Below are 22,059 nucleotides of genomic sequence, written 5' to 3' on the forward strand. Positions count from 1 at the left end.
ATGGCGACTGACGCGAAGATTTGGCGCGAGAGCGGGTTTGTCGACAGTGATCCATGGGTGATCGAGACCGATGAGGTGAAGGCGGGCGAGGGGCAAAAGGTTCTGCTGCCGCTCGACGCCCTGATCGCTCGTGCTGAGGAGAGCAACGATGTCGGCCTTGGCGTTGTGCTGTATCCCGCCGATGATGTGACGAAGCTGGAGCCGTATCTTTCTCGGCTGGAGATCGTGGCTGTGACGTTTCCGGCGTTCAGTGATGGGCGAGCGTTTTCGCAGGCCTCCTTGTTGCGCGACCGGCTCGCCTATCGCAACGAGTTGCGCGCCGTGGGTGATGTGCTGATCGACCAGGTGCCGCTGATGTTGCGGGTGGGGATCGACACGGTTTCCGTGACCAATGCGACGGCGATCAGGCGGCTTTCGGAAGGGCGTCTGCCGGGGATTTCCGAACATTACCAGCCGGCGGTGAAGGCAGCGGAAGCCGGGCAGGGGTATAGCTGGCGCCGCCGTGCGCTGACTGCGGAGCAGGCGTGACAAGCTGACGGCTTTGAAACCTGATCGTTTTGGTATAATTCCGAGAGTGATGAATGTGCCCCGCTTGTCGGGTGGGGTTGGAGGCGGCGCTTTGGTGCCGCGAAACGAAGACGAACGAGACCGGTATGAACGCTCCCACCAAGCCCGAAGAATTCGCGCCAAAAATCCCGGACGGCGTGTTTGCCGAGACCGTGCTGTCGGTCGAGCATTATACCGACCACCTGTTCCGTTTCCGCATGACGCGTCCGGCCGGTTACCGTTTCCGTTCGGGCGAGTTTGCGATGATCGGCCTGATGGTGGGCGACAAGCCGATCTACCGCGCCTATTCGATCGCCAGCCCTTCCTGGGACGAGGAACTGGAATTCTTTTCCATCAAGGTGCCGGATGGTCCGCTGACCTCGCATCTCCAGAAAATCAAGCCGGGCGATACGGTGCTGATGCGCAAGAAGCCGACCGGCACGCTGGTTCTCGATGCGCTGACCCCCGGCAAGCGGCTCTACATGTTTTCGACCGGCACCGGGATTGCGCCGTTTGCCAGCCTGATCCGCGACCCCGAAACCTATGAAAAATTCGAGGAAGTCATCCTCACCCATACCTGCCGCGAAGTGGCGGAGCTGAAGTATGGGTTTGATTTGGTGGAAGAGATCAAGAACCACGAATTTTTGTCGGAAATCGTCGGCGACAAGCTGAAACTGTATTCCACCGTGACCCGCGAGGACTACCCGTTCCAGGGCCGTATCACCGACCTGATCGACAATGGCAAGCTGTTTGCCGATCTCGGCGTGCCGGGGCTCGATCCGGCCGTGGATCGCGGCATGATCTGCGGTTCGGCGGCGATGCTGAAGGATACCAAGGAGCGGCTGGAACGCGCAGGCCTGACCGAAGGCGCCAACAACAAGCCGAGCGAGTTCGTCATTGAACGGGCGTTTGTTGGCTGATTGCCGGCAGGTTCGCAGCGGGCAATCGCTTTTTTAGAGCGATTGCCGCGAAACGCGTTTTTGGCCCGAACAAAGAGCCGGGCGATGCCCATGGCCTCGACGCTTTTGCCCACCTTCACAACACCCTGATCAGCGGGACCGTCGTCTCGGCGGTCTCGAATTCCAGCTCCGACCAATCCACCGCCTGGCGGGCGACCGACACTGGCGCCAGAGCGGGCAGTGGTGCGGGCACCGGCACGGGCTTGGCCGGACGTGGCGCCATTTCCAGGGCGCGCTTGCGCCGCCATTCGGTAAACCGGCCACGGTTGGCCTTTCCCAACAGACGGTAGAGGATGTCGATTGACAGTTCGCGCACCTCTTTGGTGACGGAAGAGGTGCCGTGCGGCAGTGTGAGCAACCTCCATCGGCTGGCGACATGTTCGGTATCGGCGCGCAGCTCCTCGAAGATCGCGTACTGGCTGGCGTTGAGGTTGTTGAGGCAGCAGGGCTCTTTGCTGGCTGCGAAATGATACCAGCAGCGGCCGTTGCGCCGGCATCGGCGACGGCGGCAGATCATGTGCGGCAGCGCCAGCATCTCGGCGACACGCCGGGCGATGGTGAGGCGGTCCTCCGGGGAAAAGTGGCTCATCGGGCATTCTCCTTTCGCTGATCGGATTTCTGCTGTTGGATGATAGATGGTGTGGGCGGTCCGCAGGAAGCGCCGTTTTGCGGACAGACTCCTCCCTTGGTGCCAGTGCGTTTTTGAAAAATTTCGGCCGGGACACGGTTTGTGCCTCTGACTGAAATTATTAAATGACACGCGCCGTGTCCCGTTTCGGCGGTTTATGCCCGCGACTTCGGTTCCTCTGCGAAAGCCATCCCGGTGTTTCCACCGACTGGCGATCATGTGTGCCGCACAGGCACGCCCGGCGCGCTTCTTTCGGGCTTCAGAAATGCCGTGGCGTCTGACCGCCAGAACATTTCCCCCGTGTCGCCGGAGGGGAACCAGTTTCCGCGAACCCGCGACATGAGGATATGCGTCTGCCCCTCATGCCGCGCGCCGGCTCCACCTCGCCGGGACGCCTCCCGGTGTATCCGCGATGGAACGGGTGAAGCATCGCACGGCTTCGGAAGACGTGGATGAACTTCGAGTCAAGTTATTGATTTTGTTGAATCGGGGGTCTCAAGCGTCCACGCAGCATGTCTGATTGCGACGCAGATGTCGTTTTCAGGAAGTGGACGCGAGCGAAATCACGTAAATGTGATTGATTGTCGCTTTGTGCCGGCGGTTGTGGCCGCAAATGGGCAAGGCCACGTCGCCGGACTTTGCCGGCCTGGGCGCTTCAGCGCGCCGGGGCGGGCGCCGGCACCGGTGGCGCGGAAAGTTTGGACGAGACCAGTTCGACACTGCCGCGCACATGGATCGTCACCGGCTTGCCGCCGCTGCCGGCCACGGCCAGCGCGATCACCGAAACGTCTTCCTCGAATGTGGTGACATAGAGGACCTGCGCCCGGTTCACGTAGATGGGCTGGTTGTGGGTGTTCTTGAAGCCGATCATCGTGGCGGGTCTCCTTGCAGTGTGGTGAAGGAGATATGGCATGCGGTGGGTTTATGGAGGGTGAATCTACGGGTGAGGAAGGGTCGGAGTTCGCGAGGTTGTTTATGTGCTTCTTTCCTGCCGATTTAATGGCAGGAAAGAAGATAAGGGGCCACCGTTCTGCCTAGTCAGGCAAACTCTCCAGCATCTCGTTGAGTTCTTTCATGAGATTCGCGCTAGGCAATGTATTCAAATTTTCTCTGCGACCGAATAACTCGTGCGAGGCTTCGTTGACGGCTGACATGAGTAATTTGCCAAGTATCGTAGCTTCCGTCGGTGGGGTGCTGTCCGGCCAAAGATTCCCTGTTGCAGGCCCGCCTCCGTCCTTCCAGTATCGTTGAATGGCCTCGCGCCTCTTTTCTGAGAACTTTTTCCTTAGCTTATCCTCGATTCCAGATATCACAGAGCCAATTTTTTGCTTGGCATCTTCCTCGCTGACAAGATAGGTCTCTGCTATATGCTTTGGTTGAACGTAGTAGCTTTCAATATCGCTCAGTTTCGGGCAAAAAATAGTCATGCCTCTGTTGGTGTATTCTTTTCCCCATATCTCAACTTCATCGTCAGAAAGAAAATCACGGTCTCTATGGATGATTATTTTTGGAGATTTTGAGAACAAGTCCGCCATCGCTTTAATTGCAACGGCCGACGCAGCGTTTGTGACGCCGTTATAGGAGATGATCTTGATTTTTTCATCAAGATCGAGGCGTTTGATAAATCTTGATAAATTCTCTTTTCCCTTGTCTTCTGTGCAAATTATTATTTCGGCTCCGGATGAGTCTATTTGGTCTAGTGCGCCAAGGTCGAGCAAAATCTGTGTGAGATCGTCTTTGTCCTGTGTCTCTACTCTTCCATTGCGCAGCCATATGAGTTTTGTGCCGTCTCTGGCTGCGCTCACCAAATGGCGGCTATGGGTGGAGACTATGATGTTGCAGTCATATCTATCGACGATTTTTGCTAAGGCGTCAGCAAGTAGGGATTGCCGGGATGGGTGGAGGTGACTATCTGGTTCGTCGACCAGAAGCAGTTTTGGATTAAATAGGATTGCATAAGATATGATCTGCGTGATTTGAATCACGCCTGTGCCACAGAGGTCGACGGGCACGAATGGTTGATCCCCGAGGGCGATCTTTACGTCAACGTAGAGGTCTCGGTTCGGATCGAATTCTATTCGGAATTTTGTTGGTCCTATAACATCAAATAGAAGATCCTCAAGTTCTTCAATTTTTCCTTTTTCGCTGATGAGGCGAATAATATTTCGAAAAACGAAATTTGCATCTCCCCCCGCTGCTCTTTTGAATACAGAGGCGTATCCCTGCATTTCTTCACGGTGAGGAATCCCGGCCAATCCAGGGACGTAAACGCTAAATAGACTTTTTGAATCTGATATATATTGCCCAAATCCTGGGGATACGCCTGATCTATCGACGCCAATATTATGGTAATTTCGGGCTTTGTATATTTCCACCTTGTAGCTTGCATCGGCGCCGTCGGTCGTGCTTCCGAAAAACTCAATCGTTCCTCTGGAGCCTTCCTTCCTGTTTTCGTAAGGGCCAGAATTACCTAGAGTTTGGAACTCTGCTGTCGGGGAATATCTTAAGCTGGATTCAGCGATTACTTGCTGCTGTAGTTCTGATGATATCTGAGCGCAACTAACAGCCATGTGTATTGCCTGCAACACACTGCTTTTGCCGGAATTGTTGCCTCCGACGAGGTATGTAATTTTCCCAAGGTGAATTTCAGTTTCCTGCACCCTTTTGAAATTATTTATTTTTACGCTTTTTATTTGCATTGATCGCCTCTCTTTTCGATAGGCGTAATCAGATTTTTGTAGATGTGCAACCTATGAGATATGAGGGGTGATTCAGACGCGCATTGTAATCTTTATTTTGCGCGCACGCCGACCAAAGCGGGGCCATGACATGAGGATTTGCAAACGAAGTAAGCGTTAGGCGCAAGTCTATCGTCCCGGCCGTCCCGTCTTGCCCTTCGTCCGCCGCTTCTGCTGCTTTGGGTCGCCTGCATCCTCATAACTCCCCGCGCCGACCTTGCCGCGCACCAGCGGGCGAACGTCGTCCTTGTCGGCGCGTTGCGGCTGGCCTTCCATCAGCGGCGAAAAACGCTTGCCGGGTTCGTTGAACGCAGCAGCCAAACATAGATGCCGGTCCAGAGCACGGTGAGAGGGATTGAAAGCCCTATGGCCATGAAGGTAATCATACCAGCCATAGGATTGCCCGTGTTCAGTTGCGACGCGATGAGTGCCTGTAGCAAGCCAACGGACGTGCAACTGATGGCCAGAAGAAGGCCAAGCCATGGACGAGTCAGCCGTTCGCCAATGATGGCATGAACGGCGAGACCTGCAAGCAAGGGCAACAGCATGATCAGGCCATAGAACATGCTTCCGCCCAACACCCATAGCGGGATGTCTGTCGGATGCGTCGCGGCCAGCCCGCCGGAAATGATGCCGACGAAGATGGAAAGCAGGAGGGCGATCAGATTGACGTAAAGCAGGGCCAGCAGCGCCTTGCCGAGGTTGAGCCTTGGCCCGCGTGCGGGCGGTGGTGCCGGAACAGGCGTATTGCCCAACTTCACCGCCCCGGACGCCCCGTCTTGCCCTTGGTCCTCCGCTTCTGTTGCTTGGCGTCGCCCGCATCCTCATAACTCCCCGCGCCGACCTTGCCGCGCACCAGCGGGCGCACGTCGTCCTTGTCGGCGCGTTGCGGCTGGCCTTCCATCAGTGGCGAAAACCGTTTGCCGGGTTCGGTGACCGGTTTTTCCGGGATTTTGCCGGTGGTCGGCTTTTCCGTGCGGCCGACGGTCATTTCGTCCAGCGTGTTGCGGCGGAAGAGGGAGGATTCGGATGGGGTATAGGGTGGAGAGCCACCCCCCTCTGCCCTGCCGGACATCTCCCCCTCAAGGGGGGAGATCGACTCGCGGGTGGCGCTTGCCCCACCGCGTTTGCCGCTCTTGCCGCCACCTTCTTGGTTCCTTGCCTCGTCCCTCGCAATAGGGTCGTCCATAGTCGCCAGTTCGGCGGCCTTGAGGCGTTTGATCTCGTCGCGCAGGCGGGCGGCTTTTTCGAAGTCGAGATCGGCGGCCGCATCGCGCATGCTCTTTTCCAGCGCGTTGAGGTGGGCCTGCAGATTGTTGCCAACCAGATGGCCGCCATCGGCAAAACCTTTTCCGCTGGCGCCGGAAATGTCGGCGCGGACGTGGTCGCGTTCGTAGACCGAGTCGAGGATGTCGGAAATCTTTGCCTTCACCGATTCCGGCGTGATGCCGTGCGCTTCGTTATAGGCGACCTGCTTTTCGCGGCGGCGGGTGGTTTCGTCCATCGCCCGCTGCATCGAGCCGGTGATCTTGTCGGCGTAGAGAATGACCTTGCCGTCGACGTTACGCGCCGCACGGCCGATGGTCTGGATCAGCGACGTCTCCGAGCGCAAGAAACCTTCCTTGTCGGCGTCGAGGATGGCGACGAAACCGCATTCGGGGATGTCGAGACCTTCGCGCAGCAGGTTGATGCCGACCAGCACGTCGAAGGCGCCGAGGCGCAGATCGCGGATGATCTCGATGCGTTCCAGCGTGTCGATGTCCGAGTGCATGTAACGGACGCGAACACCCTGTTCGTGCAGGTATTCGGTAAGATCTTCGGCCATGCGCTTGGTGAGCACCGTGCAGAGCGTGCGATAACCTTTTTGCGCGGTTTCCCGGATTTCGCCGAGCACGTCGTCGACCTGGGAGCGGGCCGACCGCACCTCTACAGGGGGATCGATCAGGCCCGTGGGGCGGATGACCTGTTCGGCAAACACGCCGCCGGACTGTTCCATTTCCCAGGTGCCGGGCGTCGCCGAAACCGAGACGGTGAGGGGGCGCATGGCGTCCCATTCCTCGAAACGCAGCGGCCGGTTGTCCATGCAGGAGGGCAGGCGAAAGCCGTATTCGGCGAGCGTTGCCTTGCGCCGAAAGTCGCCGCGATACATGCCGCCGATCTGGCTGACGGAAACGTGGCTTTCGTCGATGAACAGAAGGGCGTTGTCCGGGATATATTCGAACAGGGTCGGTGGCGGTTCGCCGGGATTGCGGCCGGTGAGATAACGCGAATAGTTCTCGATGCCGGCGCAGGAGCCGGTGGCTTCGAGCATTTCGATATCGTAGCGGGTGCGCTGTTCGAGGCGTTGCGCTTCCAAGAGGCGCCCGCCCTTTTCCAGCTCGGCGAGGCGGATTTTCAGCTCTTCCTTGATGGATTTGATGGCGCCGTTGAGGGTGGGGCGCGGCGTCACGTAGTGCGAGTTGGCGTAGATTTTTACCGACTTCAGGTCGCCGGTCTTCTGGCCGGTGAGCGGGTCGAACTCGGTGATGGAATCGATCTCGTCGCCGAACATCGAGATGCGCCATGCGGCATCTTCCAAGTGGGCGGGGAAGATCTCGATCGTGTCGCCCCTCACACGGAACGATCCGCGGATGAAGTTTATGTCCTGGCGTTTGTATTGCTGGGCCACGAGGTCGGCGAGCAGCTGGCGCTGGTCGAGGCGGTCGCCCACTTCCATCTGGAAGGTCATGGCGGTGTAGGTTTCGACCGAACCGATACCGTAGATGCAGGAGACAGAGGCGACGATGATGCAGTCGTCGCGTTCCAGCAGCGAGCGGGTGGCGGAGTGGCGCATACGGTCGATCTGTTCGTTGATCGAGGATTCCTTCTCGATGAACGTGTCGGAGCGCGGCACATAGGCTTCCGGCTGGTAATAATCGTAATAGGAGACGAAATATTCGACCGCGTTGTCCGGGAAGAAGTTCTTGAACTCGGAATAGAGCTGGGCGGCCAGCGTCTTGTTGGGCGCGAGGATGACGGCGGGGCGCTGGGTCTCCTCGATCACCTTGGCCATGGTGAAGGTTTTGCCGGAGCCGGTGACGCCGAGCAGGACCTGGGACCGGTCGTTGTTGTTGATGCCCTCGACGAGATCGCGGATGGCGGTCGGCTGGTCGCCGGCCGGCTGGTATTCCGACGCCATGCGGATGGTGACGCCGCCCTCGGATTTTTCCGGGCGTTGCGGCCGGTGCGGCGTCCACAGTTTGCCGTCCTTGAACAGCGGGTTGCCCGATTCGATCAGGGCGGAGAGGGCTTCGACCGTAGCGGTGACGGCACCGGTGGCGAGGTGCTCCGCCTCTTCCAGCGAGACATCCATGCCGGCGACCGGATTGAGGCCGGCGGCGGCGCGTGTTTTCGGGTCCGACGATGCGCCGATCGAGACGCCGCGCGAGGTCTTGCTGGCCGTCGTATTCTTGGCAGTCTTGGGCTTTTCCTTCGCGGCAGCCTTGATCGCTTCCTCGCGGGCGGCGATCTCGATCTTCTTGCGGTGTTTTCCCGCTTTCGAGGCGATTTCGCGCTGGGTTTCGATGCCCGACGCTTCCGCCTCGGCTTCGAGCTGTTTCACCCAGTCGGACACGCTGCCCTCGAGAGGTGCGCCTTCGAATGAAGCTTGGGGAGCCTCCTCAAAACCGCGGTTCTGGGGCGTGGATTTTTTCGGAGATTTGGCCATGCCGCGAATATGGAGTGCGTTTTCTCCATTGTGAAGGGGGCAGGCTCACAAAACCAGTACAAAAGGGAAACGACGGCAGTGCCGTTTCCTCAGTTTTTGCTGTTGGCGCTGCGTTTGAAATCCACCTGTTGCGTGTTGGACGGGCGCTCGGCGATCCAGTGGTCGAGGCGTTCCGGCGGCATCGGTCGGGCGAAGAAATAGCCCTGCGCCGTGTGGCAGCCGAGTTCCTGCAATGCGGCGGCATCTTCCGGCGTTTCCACGCCTTCGACGAGGACGTCTATCGACAGCGACTGGCCGAGGCCGACAAGGGCGGAGACGATGTTCTGGCTCTGGCGGCTGGAGGTGACGGCGGCGGCGATGCCACGGTCGATCTTCAGGCGATCCACCTTCAGGCCGGTGAGATAGGTGAGCGACGAGTGGCCGGCGCCAAAATCGTCGACAGCGAGCTTGTAACCGGACGAGGCGATGCGGGCCAGCTGGTCGCCGATCATGTCGGTATCGAGCAAGGCTTCCTCGGTGATCTCGATTTCCAGCATGGCCGGATCGACGCCGTGGCGCTTGACAATGCTGTCGATGAGATCGACGACGGAATAGACCGAAAGTTCGCGCGGCGACACGTTGATGGAGACGGTGGCGTGCGGCAGGCCCATCTCGGGCAGGCGTTTCAGCAGGCGGCAGGCTGCCTCGGCAATCGTGCCGGTCAGCTTGTCGGACTGGTGTGTGGCCAAAGCGGCATGGACGATATCCGGCGGCGCGATGGCGCCGAGCTGCGGATGATGCCAGCGCACCAGCGCCTCGAAGCCGATAATGCCGCTTTCATTCAGCATGACCTGCGGCTGGAACCAGGCCTCGACCGCACCGCTCAGGATGGCGGCGCCGAGATCCTGCTCGATCTGGTGGCGGCGGGTGGCGGCGATGCGGAAATCCGGGTGGAATTCGCACCAGCGGCCACGACCGCTGTCCTTGGCGCGATACAGTGCCATGTCGGCGCAGATGAACAGTTCCTCGGCATTGGCGGCGTGATCCGGATAGATCGCCAGGCCGATGGATGTGCCGACGATGCAGGACTGTTCGGCGAAGGCGATGGGCGCATGGCTGCGCTCCAGCATGGATTCGCATTGGCGGCGGGCGCGTTCGGCGGCATCCGGGCCGGTATAAACGACCGCGAACTCGTCGCCGCCCAGACGGGCCAACACGTCGGCGCCCTCGATGGACTGGCGCATGCGGTCGGAAATGTAGACGAGAAGGCTGTCGCCGACGCTGTGGCCGAGCGTGTCGTTGATCAGCTTGAAGCCGTCGAGATCGACGACCAGCAAGGCCATCTGGTTGCCCTTGTCGGTATCGCAATCGGCAATGCCGGCGGCGAGCGCCTCGTTGAAGGCATTGCGATTGGCAAGGCCGGTCAGCGGGTCGCACTTGGCCAGATGTTCCAGCCGCGCATTGGTGTCCAGAATTTCGCTATTGGCCTTGGAGAGCGATTCCGCCAGCGCATCCGCCTGAACCTTTGCCCGCGTGTTGCTGGCAAACGTGGCTTCCGACTGCTTGCTGCCGCGGTAAAGCAGCAGGGTAAGGGCCGTGACGCACAGTGCCAGCATCAGGCCATGCAGGCCCTGCGACATCAGCGATACGATGACCGCGGTGTGCACGGGAATGGCAAAGGCCAGTGGTGCAAGGCTGTTGCCGACACCCATCAAGACGGTCGCGGCGGCGATGCCGAGCATCATCAGGTAAAGGCCGCCATCGACGCTGGTGGCATCGAAACTTTCGAAGATGAAGGGCAGGGCTGCCCATGTACAGCCGGTGATCAGCTTGCCGGTGGCAAGGTGGCTAAGCGTCTTTTCCGGCTCCGTGTTCGGCAAGTTGCGCCGCATCATCGCGGCTGTGAGGATACCACGCACAACCAGCGTCAACAGGAGCACCGCCAGCCACCAGGGCGCCAGCGTATCTGTGCCGTGCCCGACCGTGGAAACGGCATAGGCACAGCCGGCGATGACCGCATTGGTGGCCAGCATATAGTACATTCGGTCGATGACCGAGGCTGCCTGCGCCTTTGCGATCTCCGACTTGATGCGGATTTCATTCTCGTCAGTCAGGAAGCGGCTTGGCATCCAGAATGTCTCGTCCCGTTTCAGCTTGCGCGGAATATGCGCATGCTCCCGTGAAAAAAACATTAATTGCACCAATGGCTTAAAGGTGATTGGGTGTCTGGTTTATGCGGGAACCAACAAGGTTTTGCAGCGTTTATATTTGTGGTTGTGGCAGGTCCTGCCGATGCCGCCCCGATCACGCCGGATTACAAATCGTTCATGTAGGAAATTTGCCTTAATCTGTTGCCGTTTGTGTCGCAGTGCTACATCACCCCTTGTGCAAGGTTCTAAACGAGGTGCTCGATGACACTTTCCCGCCCCACCATGGCGGCCATCCGATTTGGTTATGGTCTGAAGCCGGGTGACGAAAATGCGCCGGCCAGCGCTGCCGACCTGATGAAACAGGTCGAGCGAGGCGCCAAGGCAAAGGCGCGTTTTCCGCGGGAAGGGTTTGAGGGCCGGCGCGAAACGGCGCTGCGGCTGCTGTCTGTGCGGGCCGCAGAGGCGAAGACGGCGCAGGCCGGAAAACCCAATCCCGATCTGCGTCGAGATACGTTGCGGGAGGCGGACCGGATGCTACGGCGCGATTCGTTTGCGCGCATCATGCAGGCCGTTTATTCCCACAATGGCTTTTTCGAGCGGCTGGCGAGCTTCTGGATCGATCATTTTTCCGTCAACGCCCGCAAGACATATGCGATGCGGATGATCGTGTCGCTGTTCGAGGCTGAGGCGATCCGGCCCAATATCGGCGGACCGTTCGTCAACCTTCTGCATGCGGCGGTGCTGCATCCCGCCATGCTGTTCTATCTCGACCAGAACCGCTCGGTGGGGCCGGAATCGCAGGCCGGCCTGCGCAATGGCACCGGCCTCAACGAAAACCTCGGTCGCGAGCTCTTGGAATTGCACACGATGGGCGCGGGTTCCGGTTACACGCAGGAAGACGTGCGTGGCGCGGCGCTGATCCTGACCGGTGTGACAGTCGATGGCCGCACGCTGGCAGTCGGTTATCGCCGGGCAAGGGCCGAGCCGGGCCGGCTGTCGCTGCTGGGCAAGGTCTATGGCGAGGAAGGCCGCTCCGATGCCGATCATGTTGCAATGCTGGACGATCTGGCCAAGCGGCCGGAGACGGCCAGGCACGTTTGCCGCAAGCTGGTGAAGTATTTCATCGCCGATGAGCCGCCGGCCGAAATCGTCGAGGCGATGGTGGCCGCATGGACGGCGAGCGACGGCAACCTGACGGCGGTCTATCAGGCGATGCTGGATCATCCGCGCGCCTGGGACGGCGAGGGCCAGAAATTCAAGCAGCCTTTCGATTTCGTGGTGTCGGGCCTGCGTGCGCTCGACGTCAAGGAGGCGGACATGACGGCGCTGGCCAAAGCGCTGGATGACGAGGACGCGGAAGTGCCGCTGCGGCCCGACGAGGCCGAGGATGGCGACGACATGGTGCAGGCGGAAAAGCCGGGGCCGCGCGGCGCCGACATGGGCCGGCCGGATGCTGCCGCCAGTGCCGAGGATGGCGCCGCCAGCGACATCAAGAAATCCGCCACCAAGGCGGCGGCGCCAAAACCCGGTTTTGCCCGCGCCGTGACCTTTGGCGCGTTGCGGCGGATGGGGCAGCCGGTCTGGCAGCCGCCGAGCCCGGCAGGGTTTGCCGATGATGCGCAGGCATGGCTATCGCCGAGCCAGCTCAGCGAACGGATCGCCTGGGCAAGACTGGCCGTGCGCGGGCTGGGCAAGGATCTTGATCCTGCCGCTTTCCTGTCCACCACCCTTGCCGATGCAGCCCGGCCGGACACGACAAAAATCGTGGCGCAGGCGCCCAACAAGGTGCATGGCCTGACCATGGTTCTGGTTTCCCCGGAGTTCAACAGGAGATGACGATGGACGCTTCGAACGATTTTCGACTGTCGCGCCGCGGCTTTCTCGCCTCTGCCTGCTGCCTCGCGGCCATGCCGGTGATGACGCCGGTGAGTTTTGCCGCAGCCCCGGGTGATGCCCGTTTCGTGACGATCATTTTGCGCGGGGCGATGGATGGGCTGGATCTGTTGCAGCCTTATGGTGACGCGGCCTATGCGGGCTTGCGGCCAAAACTGGCGCTGACACCCGATACGGGCCTCACCGATCTCGACGGCCGTTTTGGCCTGCACCCGGCGGCAAAATCGCTGATGCCGCTGTGGCAGGCGCGCGAACTGGCCTTCGTGCATGCGGTTTCGACGCCTTACCGCAACGAGCGCAGCCATTTCGACGGGCAGGACATTCTGGAAAGCGGCGGCGCCGACAAACGCGAGCGCAATGGCTGGCTGAACCGCGCGCTGGCGACCATTCCGCGCACGGCGAGCCGCCGGGCGATCGACATCAACACCTCTATGGAACTGATCCTCTCCGGTCCCAACGATGTCGATGTCTGGTCGGCGCAATCGGATGTGGCGCTTGCCGAGGACGAAGTGCGCTTCCTCGAACGGCTGTATGCCGGCGACCAGAGCTTTTCCAAGGCGTTCGAGGAGGCCGTGCGCACGGACATGTCGACCGATCCGCTTTATGCCGGCGGCAAGCGCGGTTCAGGTGTGGCCGACATGGCGAAACTTGCCGGCAATCTTTTGGCCCGCGATTACCGCATCGGCAGCTTTTCCATCAATGGCTGGGACACGCATGTGAACCAGAAGGCGCAGTTCGCGCAAGTTGCCGGCACGCTGGCGCTGGCGATCACCACGCTGAAGGAGAGCATGGGCGCCGATGCCTGGTCGAAAACCGTGGTTCTGGCGATGACCGAATTCGGCCGCACGGCACGCGAAAACGGCAGCGGCGGCACTGACCATGGCACGGGCGGTGTTGCGGTTCTGGCGGGCGGCGCGGTGGACGGCGGGAAGATTTTTGGGGAGTGGCCGGGACTGGGCGAAGACCAGCTTTACGAAGGCCGCGACCTGATGCCGACCGGCGACCTGCGCGAACTGGCGGCGGCGATGATCCACAAACAGTATGGCGTCTCTGTCGGCGACCTCACCACCAAGGTGTTTCCGGGGCTGAGTTTTGATGCGGGATCGGTGTATTTGCGGGGGTGAGGAATGGTCGGCGCAGCCGACGAAACGATCCAGTGAATCGTTTCGAATGACGAACGCCCTGAGCCTGAGCGAAGGGCGGGGATAGGTTGCCTTACGGACTGAGTCCGGAAATGCGGAGAGCTCGCTATAGACCCTTCTCCCCGCGCGCGGGGAGAAGGGACCAGCCGCACCACCCTTTTCTTACTTCAACCTTGCCACAACCAGATGGCCCGGGCTTGGCTCGCCATCCTGCATGCGCACGTTGATCTCCGACATTTCGATGAGGTCGAAGCCGGTTTCCTTCAGGCGGTCGAGGATATAGCTTTCGGCGTGCACGAAACGCTGGTGCGGGCCGACGATGTAAGGACGACCGTCTTCTGCCGGCAGGGTTTCCGAGGAAAAGACAAAGATGCCGCCCTTGACCATGTTTTCAGCGGCGCCGAAGAAGATCGGTTCCAGCGCGCCGAGATAGGGCAGCACGTCTGTGGCCGTGATCAGGTCAAAGGGTTCGTCGTCATTGTCTTCCAGAAAATCCTCGACCTCGCCGACGTAAAGCGTCTCGTAAAGATCCTTTTCATGGGCGATCTGCACCATGTTTTCGGAAATATCGAGGCCGGTAATGTCTTCCGCCATGTCGCGCAGGGCGCCGCCGGTGAGGCCGGTGCCGCAGCCGAGATCGAGCATGCGCTTGAACGGCCCGAGATCGAGCGACTGCAGGTGCTGGCGCACCATCATGGGCACGGTATAGCCCAACTGCTCGACCAGAATGTCCTCAAAACTTTCGGCATGCTGGTCGAACAGGGTTTCGACATAGGCATCCGGCGCGCGCGGCGGGGTTTCGCCACGGCCCATGGAGGCGAGGCGGACGGCGGCGCCGCCGTGGTCTTCCGGGTCGAGCTCGAGCACTTCGGCATAAGCCTTGGCGGCGGCATCGAGATCGCCGGATTTTTCCAGTTCCAATGCGCGGTTATAGGCTTCGGCCAGGGCTTCCTCGTCGATCTTGGTCATGGCGCGTCCTTTTCCGGTGCCGGTTGATATGGGCGCGCTTTTAGCCTGTGCGGGCGTTTTTGCAATGGTGGATGGTGGGCGGCGTGCCTCAGCTTTGCCTGAATGGCGCGTTCAGGTGGAGTTCAGCCTGTAATGCTCAGGTTTGGGAACAATTTTAATGGGTGGCCGTTGAGGGCTGCCCGAACACTACCAGGCTCCCGAAGAGGAGCCTCGATCAGAATTTGCAGGGATGCGAGATCACCAAGGAGGTCCCATGTCGAAGAAACAACGTTTGATGACAGGTGTGGCAATGCCCGTCCTGTCGCTGTCATTGATATGGCAGCCGGCGCTGGCCGCACCGGTTGCGCCGGGCGCGATCGCCGTGCCGGCGCATAATGAAGTGATCCGTGTGCAGGAACAGCCAGCCGAGGGGCAAATCATTGTTCCGCCGGGCGCTGCACCCCAGCAGGAAGAGGCCCCGGCCGAGCGGCCGCGCCGCGAGCGCGCACCCGAGCCTCAGGCCGAACCCCAGGCTGAGCCGAGGGCCCGCGAGGCCGCGCCGGAGCCGGAAGCGCCGCGTCCGCGCCGTGAAGCCCCCGCTGAGCAGCAACAGGAGCGCCCGCGTCGCGAGCAACCCGCGGCCGAGGAACAGCAGCAGGAGCCGCGCCAGCGTCCGCGCCGCGAACAGGCGCCGAGCGCCGACGAACAGCCCGCGGAACGTCCGCAGCGCCCGGCCCGCACCCAGGAAGGGAGTGGCGAGGCGCAGCCGGGTGCCGAGCGTCCACGCGGTGAACGGCCGCGTGGCGAAAACCCGTCAGGTGAGGGCCGTCCGCGTGGCGAGCGTCCTCAGGGTGAACGCCCGAGCCGCGAGCAGCCTGCCGAAACACCCGCAGAAAAGCCGGCTCCGGCCGAAAAACCTGCCGCTCCGGCGGCCGAAGCGCCTGCTGCCGCCCCCGAGGCGGCCCCTGAGGCAGCACCCGCACCACGCCCAGCCCGCCCGACTGAGGGTTCGCGCCCGGCACGGCCGGCCGAGGGCCAGGCCCCCGCTGCCGGCGAGGCCGCACCGGGACAGGCTCCTGCGCCACGTCCGGGCAGAGCGCCGGCGACTGAAGGTGCAGCACCTTCCGAGCCGGCCGCACCGGGCCAGTCCGGTGCGGCGCCTGCTGCCCCGGACGCAGCGCCTGGCGCCGCACCCGGCCAGCCGGCACCCGGTCAGGCCGCAGCTCCTCCGGCAGGGCCGCGCACGCCGGAAGAAATCGAGCGTGCCAAGGAAATCGCCAAGGATCCGGCTTCCGCCACCGGTCCGGTCGTGTTGCCGGTCGAAAACGGTGCCGCCATTCTCGACAGCGCCAAGGAATATCCATCGGCACCGGCTGCTGCCCCGGATCAGGTGGGTCGTCCGCGTGGTCCGCGCGAAGGCGGCCCTCGTGAAGGTGGCCCACGTCCGCCACGTGGCGGAGCAGAAGGTGGTCCGGCCGTTGCCGCACCCGCGGGCCCGCCGCCACCGCCGCCGACCTCCGATGCCGAGGCACAGGCGCTTGCGCCGGGCGAACGTCCGCGTCCGCCGGTCAAGATGGAAGCAGCAACCGCAGAACGGGGTGAACGCCTCGACGGTCGTCCGCGCTTCGAACGCCCCGAAGGTTTTCGCGAGCGCGGTGGCGACCGGGATGGTGGCCGCGTGATCCTGCAGTTCGACAACCGCACCATCGTGCGCCATGACGACAGCCGCCGTTTCTACGACGAGGGCTACGAGCCGGAATACGAGCGCCTGCGCGGCGGCCGTACCCGCGAAATCATCGACCGCGACGGCGGTGTGCAGATCGTCACGATCCGCAACCGTTACGGCGATGTGGTGCAGCGTTCGCGCATCGATCGCGACGGCCGTGAATACGTGCTCTATTACGCACCCGAGTTGATGGACGACCGCGACCAGCCGCGCCGCTGGCGCGATCCGGGTCTCGACCTGCCGCCCATGCGCCTGACGGTGCCGCTGGACGACTACATCATCGACACCTCCTCCGAGCCGGACCGGGATTATTACGATTTCCTGGAACAGCCGCCGGTGGAGCGCGTCGAGCGCGTCTATTCGCTGGATGAAGTACGCTATTCGGCGCGTATCCGCGACAAGGTACGCCGTATCGACCTTGACACGATCACCTTTGCGACCGGTAGTGCCGATATCCCGATGAACCAGGCGTCTTCGCTGCGCAAGGTGGCGGATGCGATCAAGGAAGTGCTCGACCGCGACCCGGCCGAAACCTTCCTCATCGAAGGCCATACCGACGCCGTCGGGTCCGACGACAGCAATCTCGTTCTGTCCGACGAACGCGCGGAATCGGTGGCCCGCGTGCTGACCGACGCATTCGGCATCGCGCCGGAAAACCTTGCGACCCAAGGTTATGGCGAGCGTTACCTGAAGGTGCGCACGGACGGTCCTTCGCAGGAAAACCGCCGCGTCACCATCCGCCGCATCACCCCGCTGGTGAAACCGGTGGCGCAGAAGTAACAGCGTCCGCATCGACGATGAAAGCCGCCGGGTTTGCGCCCGGCGGCTTTTTTATGCGGTTTTTACCAGCTGGACAGGAGAGGTTCCGGCACTAGTTCTGGTTTCCGGATAGCATGCGAGGGGCGAGATGATTTTTCGGGTATTTTTGAAGAAGGCGGCAATCGCTGCGGCGGTGGTCGCGATGATGGGCGGTGCGCCATATGCTGCTGCTTGGGCGCAGGACGGTTTTGACACACAGCGTCAGCAGAGTGCCAAGCAACCGCAAAAATCTGCCGGGGCAGTGGTCCGCGATGCCGTGATGAAGAACTGGAGTATGGCTGGGGAAGCGCCTTCGCCGCCTCGGGTGCGGATCCGCTTCAATCTCCACCGGGACGGTTCGCTGAATGGCAATCCCGTGGTGGAAACCGTGTCGGATGATCCGCGCTTCCCGGTTTTTGCAGCGAGTGCCCGGCGGGCAATCCTGAAGGCGCTGCCGTTCGACCTTTCCGCTTATTCCGAGAGCTACGAGGACTGGAAGGAGGTCGTCATAACTTTCGACGCCTCCGAGATGGAGAGCGCCCTGTAAAGTCTCACGGAAGGGAGTGGCCGCTCTTCGACGCATAGCTTCGATAGCCGACGAGCGGCTGGATGTCAGAGTGCCTTGTCGAAATCGACCGACGTATCCGTTCCGCCCGACGGTGATGGGTAGGAAAACCGGCCAAACTCCCGGTAGCCACGGCTGGCCCAGAAGGACAGTGTGGCCGGCGTCTGTGCATCGGCGTGCAGATAGGCGATGTCATATCCGAGCGCGCTGGCATCCGCTTCCAGCACTGAGACGATACGGCTGCCGAGACCTTTTCCGCGTATGGCCGGATCGAGATAAACGCGGGCGATCTGGCAGGTTTTTTTATTGCCGTAACGACCGGACAGACGGGCAAAGGTGCCGGGTTTGCGGGAAAGATCGTACAGGCCGCCGGCGGCGATGATGTTTTGGCGCGCATCACGAACAATGCGGAAGCTGCCGGCATTCTGTGATGAATACCAGCCATTTTCGGCGTTGCCGGTCAGGCTGTCGAGATCCGCATGCCAGTCGCTGTTGTATTCGATGCCGTAAAACTCACGGATGATGCGCAGGCAGAATTTTTTCGCTTCATCGCCGTTGCCTGTGGCGGCCAGCGTTTCGATTGCATATGTCTGGGGCATGGATGGCTGAGAGGGATCTGGCATGGACGAGACCGTTTTTCTGTTTTCCTACGGAACGCTGCAATATCCGGACGTGCAAAAATCGTCGTTCGGGCGGCTTCTGGATGGCACTGACGATGCCATGCCGGGTTTCACCAAGGAAATGGTCGAAATTACCGACCCGGATGTTCTGGCCAAAAGCGGCGAACGGTTCCACCCGATCGTCATGTCCTCCGGCGATCCGGCCGATGAAGTGGCCGGCAAGGTGTTTCGCATCACACCGGCGGAACTGGCGGCCGCCGATGCCTATGAAGTGTCCGATTACAAGCGGATCGAGGTTCCGCTCAAATCCGGCATTCTCGCCTGGGTCTATGTGAAGGCCTAAACGGCTGACGCCTTATGCGCTCGCTGCAATGAAAATTTCGGCGACACGCTCGATGCCTGCCTGATCGTCGGCATCGAAACGCGACGGGATCGGGCTGTCGAGATCGATGACGCCGATGACCTCGTCACCGCGAAAGATCGGCACGACTAGTTCCGAGCGCGAGGCGGCATCGCAGGCGATATGGCCGGGAAAGGCATGCACGTCCTCGACAAGCATGGACTGGCGTTTTTGTACTGCTGCCCCGCAGACGCCGCGACCGACCGGAATGCGCACGCAGGCGGTCTTGCCCTGAAACGGGCCGAGCACGAGTTCGCCTTCCTTCATGAGATAAAAACCGGCCCAGTTGAGGTCGGGCATCATCTGGAAAAGCAGCGCCGACGTGTTGGCGGCATTGGCGATAAAATCCCGCTCTCCGTCGAGAAGGGCAGCCAGCTGCTGGGTGAGCTGGCGATAGAATTCCGGCTTGTTTTCGGTTTCGATCGCGGTGGTCTCGAACATGGCGGCTCCTCTCGATGTGTTGAGGCGGTTTAGGCTGGGAAATTTCTCGCGGCAAGAGTGGATTGCGAAAGCAATCGGCAATCATATGATGGGATGCTACCGCTGCCTGAAAGCGATATTGTGGGGCTCCATGCATTCCACCCTTCCCAAAGATCCTGTGGTTCTGGGACAGTTGCGCCGGCTCAACATCGTCTTGCCGCTGGCCGGGGTTATTGTGCTGGGCTTGGCCGGTGCCGTTTATATGTGGCGGCTGAACTCATTCGACAGGACGATCGCGACGATCGAGGCTGTCTGGGATGCAGAGCAGTATGGCCATGGCGAAAAATACACTTTTACGTTTGGCCTCCTGAGCTTCAGCCGCATTGGGCCGGACGGGCAGAGCCATCTGTGCCGACACCCGTTCAGGATTGGCCGGCCTGACGAAAAGTTTCGCGTCGGGGAAAAGCTGGAGATCATTCCGGCGAGGGGAAGCTGCCAGCGGGTGGATGTGATCGGGCGGGCGGAATTGCAGGAATAGGGCTTTGTATCCGCTACGTCATCAGGCTTGATCTTCCTGATTGCCCCGTGTCGCCGCGCAGGCTAGTGGCATGACACGCAAATGTGGTGAACAGGAACAAGGCGCGCATGCATCTCTTTCGCAGAATTCTCCAGTTGCTCGTCTTTGCCGCACTGACCATCCTCACGCAGATCGGCGGCGTTGCCTATCTTGTGTCGTTGGGTTTGGCTCGCGCCCTAAAAGTTCGGTATCGTCTCGCACGGCTGGCGATCCTCGTCATTTATGTCGGTGCCACCGTGTCCGCCCATGTCGTAGCGCCCGCTTTCGGGCGGGTTCCGCTCTCCTGCATTGCCGGTGAGACAGACAGGCTGGTGGTCCGTTCGGTTCTCTATTGCCTGCTGAACCGCAATTATGTGACGCCGCCGATGCGTGAACTGGTGACGGCGCTGGCAGGCGATCTGGACCAAAAATTTCCGGGTACGACGACCGTGGTGCTGGATGGCAATTTTCCGTTCATCGACGGCTTTCCGCTTCTGCCGCATCTTTCCCATGCGGATGGACGCAAGCTGGATATCGCCTTCTATTACAAGGATGCAGACGGGCATTTTCTTGATGGAGCGACGCGCTCGCCGATCGGCTATTTTGCCTTCGAACAGCCGGAGGCAGGCGATGAACAACCTTGCGAAGGGCGCAACGACATCATCACTACGCGCTGGAACTTCGATTGGCTGCAGCCGGTCTTTCCTGCTTACCATATTGAGGAACAGCGCACCGGTTTCGCGCTGCAATGGCTATCGACCGTGGGCGCCGAACGGTTCGGACTGGAAAAGATCTTTGTCGAGCCGCATCTTAAAAATGCGCTGGGTGCGAGCGGGGAGGCGATCCGTTTTCAGGGCTGCCGGGCGGCGCGGCATGATGATCACATTCATATCCAGGTGCGATGAAGCGAAGGTCCAAACGATGAGAGCTTTGTCATGACTATTCCGCACACCGCAAATCTCATGATGACTCTCTGTCAGCCCTATGACCGCGAAGACTTCATCCATCTCGAACGCGATGCCGAGGTCATGCGCTTCCTGCACGGTGGGGCGGTGGATCACGACACGGTCAGGTCGCAGGATGTGTCGTTCCTGATGCCGCGCGGCACCGAACCCTATGTGTGGACTGCCCGTCGAAAAGGCGATTTCGGCTTTGTCGGCTGGTTCTGCCTTTGCCCGGAAACACCGCTTCTGGCGGAACTCGGCTATAGGCTGAAGCGGGAAAGCTGGGGGCGGGGGCTGGCGACCGAGGGTGCTGCTGCACTGGTGGACTGGGGATTTCAGACGGCCGGTTATGACACGGTTTTTGCGGGTACGATGGCCGTCAATCGTGGCTCCCGAAGGGTCATGGAAAAGCTCGGCATGACGCATATGCGTACGGATTTTCCGCTCTTCGACGACCCTATCCCCGGCTCGGAAGAAGGCGAGGTTCGTTATGAATTGCAGCGCCGTGATTGGGCGGGCGTAAAGCCGGTCTAACGCCCGGCCTCCAGTAGCGCCACGATCTCCTCATATCCCCGCGTTCGTGCATGCTCCAGCGGCGTCACGCCATCCTTGTCGGCAATGTCACGGCTGGCGCCGGCATCGAGCAGAAGTTTGACGATCTGCTGGTGGCGCGGACCGCCGTCGCTGAGGATGATCGCTTCCAGAAGGGCGGTCCAGCCGAGCCTGTTGACGTGATCGACATCCACGCCTGCCTCGATCAGTGTTTTCACCGTTTCCACATGGCCGCGCTCGGAGGCGGGGATCAGCGCCGTGCCGCCGTAACGGTTGGTGCTTTTCAGGTCGGCGCCATGCGACAATGTCATGCGCAGGATTTCGAGGTGGCCGCGTGCACCGGCGTAAAGATACGGGCTGTCGTCGATCTCATCCTTGGCGTTGACGTCTGCGCCTGCCTCGATGAGCACCTTTGCCGCTTCGATCCGGTTGCCGTGGGTGGCGACGAGAAGGGCGGTTTCGCCGTTTTCCCTGCGCGCATCGACGGGCACGCCCTCGGCGAGCAGTTCGGTGATCGCGGCTGAATTGCCGGTCGTGGCGGCTTCGAACAGGGCGCTGGTATTCATCTCCGACATGGCGGGGGCCTTCGTCAACAAGAGTGTCAGGGCGGCGGCTGTCAGTGCGCGCAATGGTATCGTTGAGGTGAGGCGGCGCAGGAGCGGTCGTTTCGGTGTCAGCATGGAGGGGGCCGGTTCGGTCATCAGCAGGATATAGGCGCATTGAGCCGGATGGGCAGGGGGCGGTGCCGTTGCAGACATGTTTCCTCCTCTTGTGCTGCGGATGATGTTA

21 protein-coding genes are annotated in these 22,059 nt (G+C 61.0%); 10 read left to right on the forward strand and 11 right to left on the reverse strand.

Annotation, left to right across the window (positions count from 1 at the left end; translation table 11 throughout):
* Together J2T09_RS14020 and J2T09_RS14025 are read left to right on the forward strand one after the other, a co-directional pair.
* Entirely contained in the window at positions 1 to 528 is a 528-nt protein-coding gene (locus J2T09_RS14020) for a DUF934 domain-containing protein (protein ID WP_306835581.1), read from the forward strand.
* Positions 529 to 653: 125 nt separating this feature from the next.
* Positions 654 to 1,466 (forward strand): ferredoxin--NADP reductase, encoded by an 813-nt coding sequence (locus J2T09_RS14025; RefSeq protein WP_306835582.1) that lies wholly within the window; start codon positions 654 to 656, stop codon positions 1,464 to 1,466.
* 115 nt (positions 1,467 to 1,581) lie between these two features.
* On the opposite strand, the gene J2T09_RS14030 is transcribed toward J2T09_RS14025, so the two are convergent.
* The 7 genes from J2T09_RS14030 to J2T09_RS14060 all read right to left on the reverse strand — a co-directional run bounded on the left by J2T09_RS14030 (position 1,582) and on the right by J2T09_RS14060 (position 10,748).
* On the reverse strand, positions 1,582 to 2,094 hold the full coding sequence (locus J2T09_RS14030) for a hypothetical protein (protein ID WP_306835583.1): 513 nt from the start codon (positions 2,092 to 2,094) through the stop codon (positions 1,582 to 1,584).
* A gap of 694 nt (positions 2,095 to 2,788) precedes the next feature.
* Positions 2,789 to 3,004 carry a hypothetical protein gene (locus J2T09_RS14035; RefSeq protein ID WP_306835584.1) on the reverse strand — a complete coding sequence of 72 codons (216 nt, stop codon included), beginning with the start codon at positions 3,002 to 3,004 and terminating at the stop codon, positions 2,789 to 2,791.
* Positions 3,005 to 3,167: 163 nt separating this feature from the next.
* The gene (locus J2T09_RS14040; RefSeq protein ID WP_306835585.1) at positions 3,168 to 4,832 is read right to left on the reverse strand and encodes an ATP-dependent nuclease; all 1,665 of its coding nucleotides are present in this window, start codon (positions 4,830 to 4,832) and stop codon (positions 3,168 to 3,170) included.
* 168 nt (positions 4,833 to 5,000) lie between these two features.
* Positions 5,001 to 5,192 carry a hypothetical protein gene (locus tag J2T09_RS14045; RefSeq protein WP_306835586.1) on the reverse strand — a complete coding sequence of 64 codons (192 nt, stop codon included), beginning with the start codon at positions 5,190 to 5,192 and terminating at the stop codon, positions 5,001 to 5,003.
* Positions 5,147 to 5,626, reverse strand: coding sequence for a hypothetical protein (locus J2T09_RS14050; protein WP_306835587.1), 480 nt, complete (start codon positions 5,624 to 5,626; stop codon positions 5,147 to 5,149). The genes J2T09_RS14045 and J2T09_RS14050 overlap by 46 nt, the downstream gene beginning before the upstream one ends.
* A gap of 2 nt (positions 5,627 to 5,628) precedes the next feature.
* Positions 5,629 to 8,577: an excinuclease ABC subunit UvrB gene (gene uvrB, locus J2T09_RS14055; RefSeq protein ID WP_306835588.1), complete on the reverse strand. Its 2,949-nt coding sequence runs from the start codon at positions 8,575 to 8,577 to the stop codon at positions 5,629 to 5,631.
* Between the two features lie 89 nt (positions 8,578 to 8,666).
* Complete coding sequence (locus tag J2T09_RS14060; RefSeq protein WP_306835589.1) at positions 8,667 to 10,748, reverse strand: putative bifunctional diguanylate cyclase/phosphodiesterase; 2,082 nt, start codon at positions 10,746 to 10,748, stop codon at positions 8,667 to 8,669.
* Between the two features lie 219 nt (positions 10,749 to 10,967).
* Between J2T09_RS14060 and J2T09_RS14065 the strand changes: the two genes are divergently transcribed.
* Entirely contained in the window at positions 10,968 to 12,542 is a 1,575-nt protein-coding gene (locus tag J2T09_RS14065; RefSeq protein ID WP_306835590.1) for a DUF1800 domain-containing protein, read from the forward strand.
* Positions 12,543 to 12,544: 2 nt separating this feature from the next.
* A complete protein-coding gene (locus J2T09_RS14070) occupies positions 12,545 to 13,723 on the forward strand; it encodes a DUF1501 domain-containing protein (protein WP_373458456.1) in 1,179 nt (392 codons plus the stop codon).
* A gap of 180 nt (positions 13,724 to 13,903) precedes the next feature.
* On the opposite strand, the gene J2T09_RS14075 is transcribed toward J2T09_RS14070, so the two are convergent.
* Complete coding sequence (locus J2T09_RS14075) at positions 13,904 to 14,710, reverse strand: methyltransferase domain-containing protein (RefSeq protein ID WP_306835592.1); 807 nt, start codon at positions 14,708 to 14,710, stop codon at positions 13,904 to 13,906.
* Positions 14,711 to 14,963: 253 nt separating this feature from the next.
* Between J2T09_RS14075 and J2T09_RS14080 the strand changes: the two genes are divergently transcribed.
* Both J2T09_RS14080 and J2T09_RS14085 read left to right on the forward strand, forming a co-directional pair.
* Positions 14,964 to 17,195: an OmpA family protein gene (locus tag J2T09_RS14080; protein ID WP_306835593.1), complete on the forward strand. Its 2,232-nt coding sequence runs from the start codon at positions 14,964 to 14,966 to the stop codon at positions 17,193 to 17,195.
* 145 nt (positions 17,196 to 17,340) lie between these two features.
* Entirely contained in the window at positions 17,341 to 17,760 is a 420-nt protein-coding gene (locus J2T09_RS14085; RefSeq protein WP_306835594.1) for a cell envelope integrity protein TolA, read from the forward strand.
* 65 nt (positions 17,761 to 17,825) lie between these two features.
* On the opposite strand, the gene J2T09_RS14090 is transcribed toward J2T09_RS14085, so the two are convergent.
* The gene (locus tag J2T09_RS14090) at positions 17,826 to 18,377 is read right to left on the reverse strand and encodes a GNAT family N-acetyltransferase (protein WP_306835595.1); all 552 of its coding nucleotides are present in this window, start codon (positions 18,375 to 18,377) and stop codon (positions 17,826 to 17,828) included.
* Between the two features lie 22 nt (positions 18,378 to 18,399).
* On the opposite strand from J2T09_RS14090, the gene J2T09_RS14095 reads away from it, so the two are divergent.
* Positions 18,400 to 18,741, forward strand: a complete 342-nt coding sequence (locus J2T09_RS14095) for a gamma-glutamylcyclotransferase family protein (protein ID WP_306835596.1) — start codon at positions 18,400 to 18,402, stop codon at positions 18,739 to 18,741.
* Positions 18,742 to 18,753: 12 nt separating this feature from the next.
* Here the strand turns inward: J2T09_RS14095 and J2T09_RS14100 are convergent, their stop codons facing one another.
* Positions 18,754 to 19,239 carry a GAF domain-containing protein gene (locus tag J2T09_RS14100; RefSeq protein ID WP_306835597.1) on the reverse strand — a complete coding sequence of 162 codons (486 nt, stop codon included), beginning with the start codon at positions 19,237 to 19,239 and terminating at the stop codon, positions 18,754 to 18,756.
* On the opposite strand from J2T09_RS14100, the gene J2T09_RS14105 reads away from it, so the two are divergent.
* The 3 genes from J2T09_RS14105 (at position 19,238) to J2T09_RS14115 (ending at position 21,252) form a co-directional block, all read left to right on the forward strand.
* Complete coding sequence (locus J2T09_RS14105) at positions 19,238 to 19,756, forward strand: hypothetical protein (RefSeq protein WP_306835598.1); 519 nt, start codon at positions 19,238 to 19,240, stop codon at positions 19,754 to 19,756. The two genes, J2T09_RS14100 and J2T09_RS14105, sit on opposite strands and share 2 nt — an antisense overlap.
* A 107-nt stretch (positions 19,757 to 19,863) precedes the next feature.
* The gene (locus J2T09_RS14110; protein WP_306835599.1) at positions 19,864 to 20,679 is read left to right on the forward strand and encodes a hypothetical protein; all 816 of its coding nucleotides are present in this window, start codon (positions 19,864 to 19,866) and stop codon (positions 20,677 to 20,679) included.
* 30 nt (positions 20,680 to 20,709) lie between these two features.
* Positions 20,710 to 21,252, forward strand: a complete 543-nt coding sequence (locus tag J2T09_RS14115) for a GNAT family N-acetyltransferase (protein WP_306835600.1) — start codon at positions 20,710 to 20,712, stop codon at positions 21,250 to 21,252.
* Here the strand turns inward: J2T09_RS14115 and J2T09_RS14120 are convergent.
* Positions 21,249 to 21,950: an ankyrin repeat domain-containing protein gene (locus J2T09_RS14120; protein ID WP_373458461.1), complete on the reverse strand. Its 702-nt coding sequence runs from the start codon at positions 21,948 to 21,950 to the stop codon at positions 21,249 to 21,251. The two genes, J2T09_RS14115 and J2T09_RS14120, sit on opposite strands and share 4 nt — an antisense overlap.
* Positions 21,951 to 22,059 lie beyond the last annotated feature (109 nt).

The sequence above is a fragment of the Neorhizobium huautlense genome (genome assembly GCF_030811685.1).
Taxonomy (GTDB): domain Bacteria; phylum Pseudomonadota; class Alphaproteobacteria; order Rhizobiales; family Rhizobiaceae; genus Neorhizobium; species Neorhizobium huautlense_A.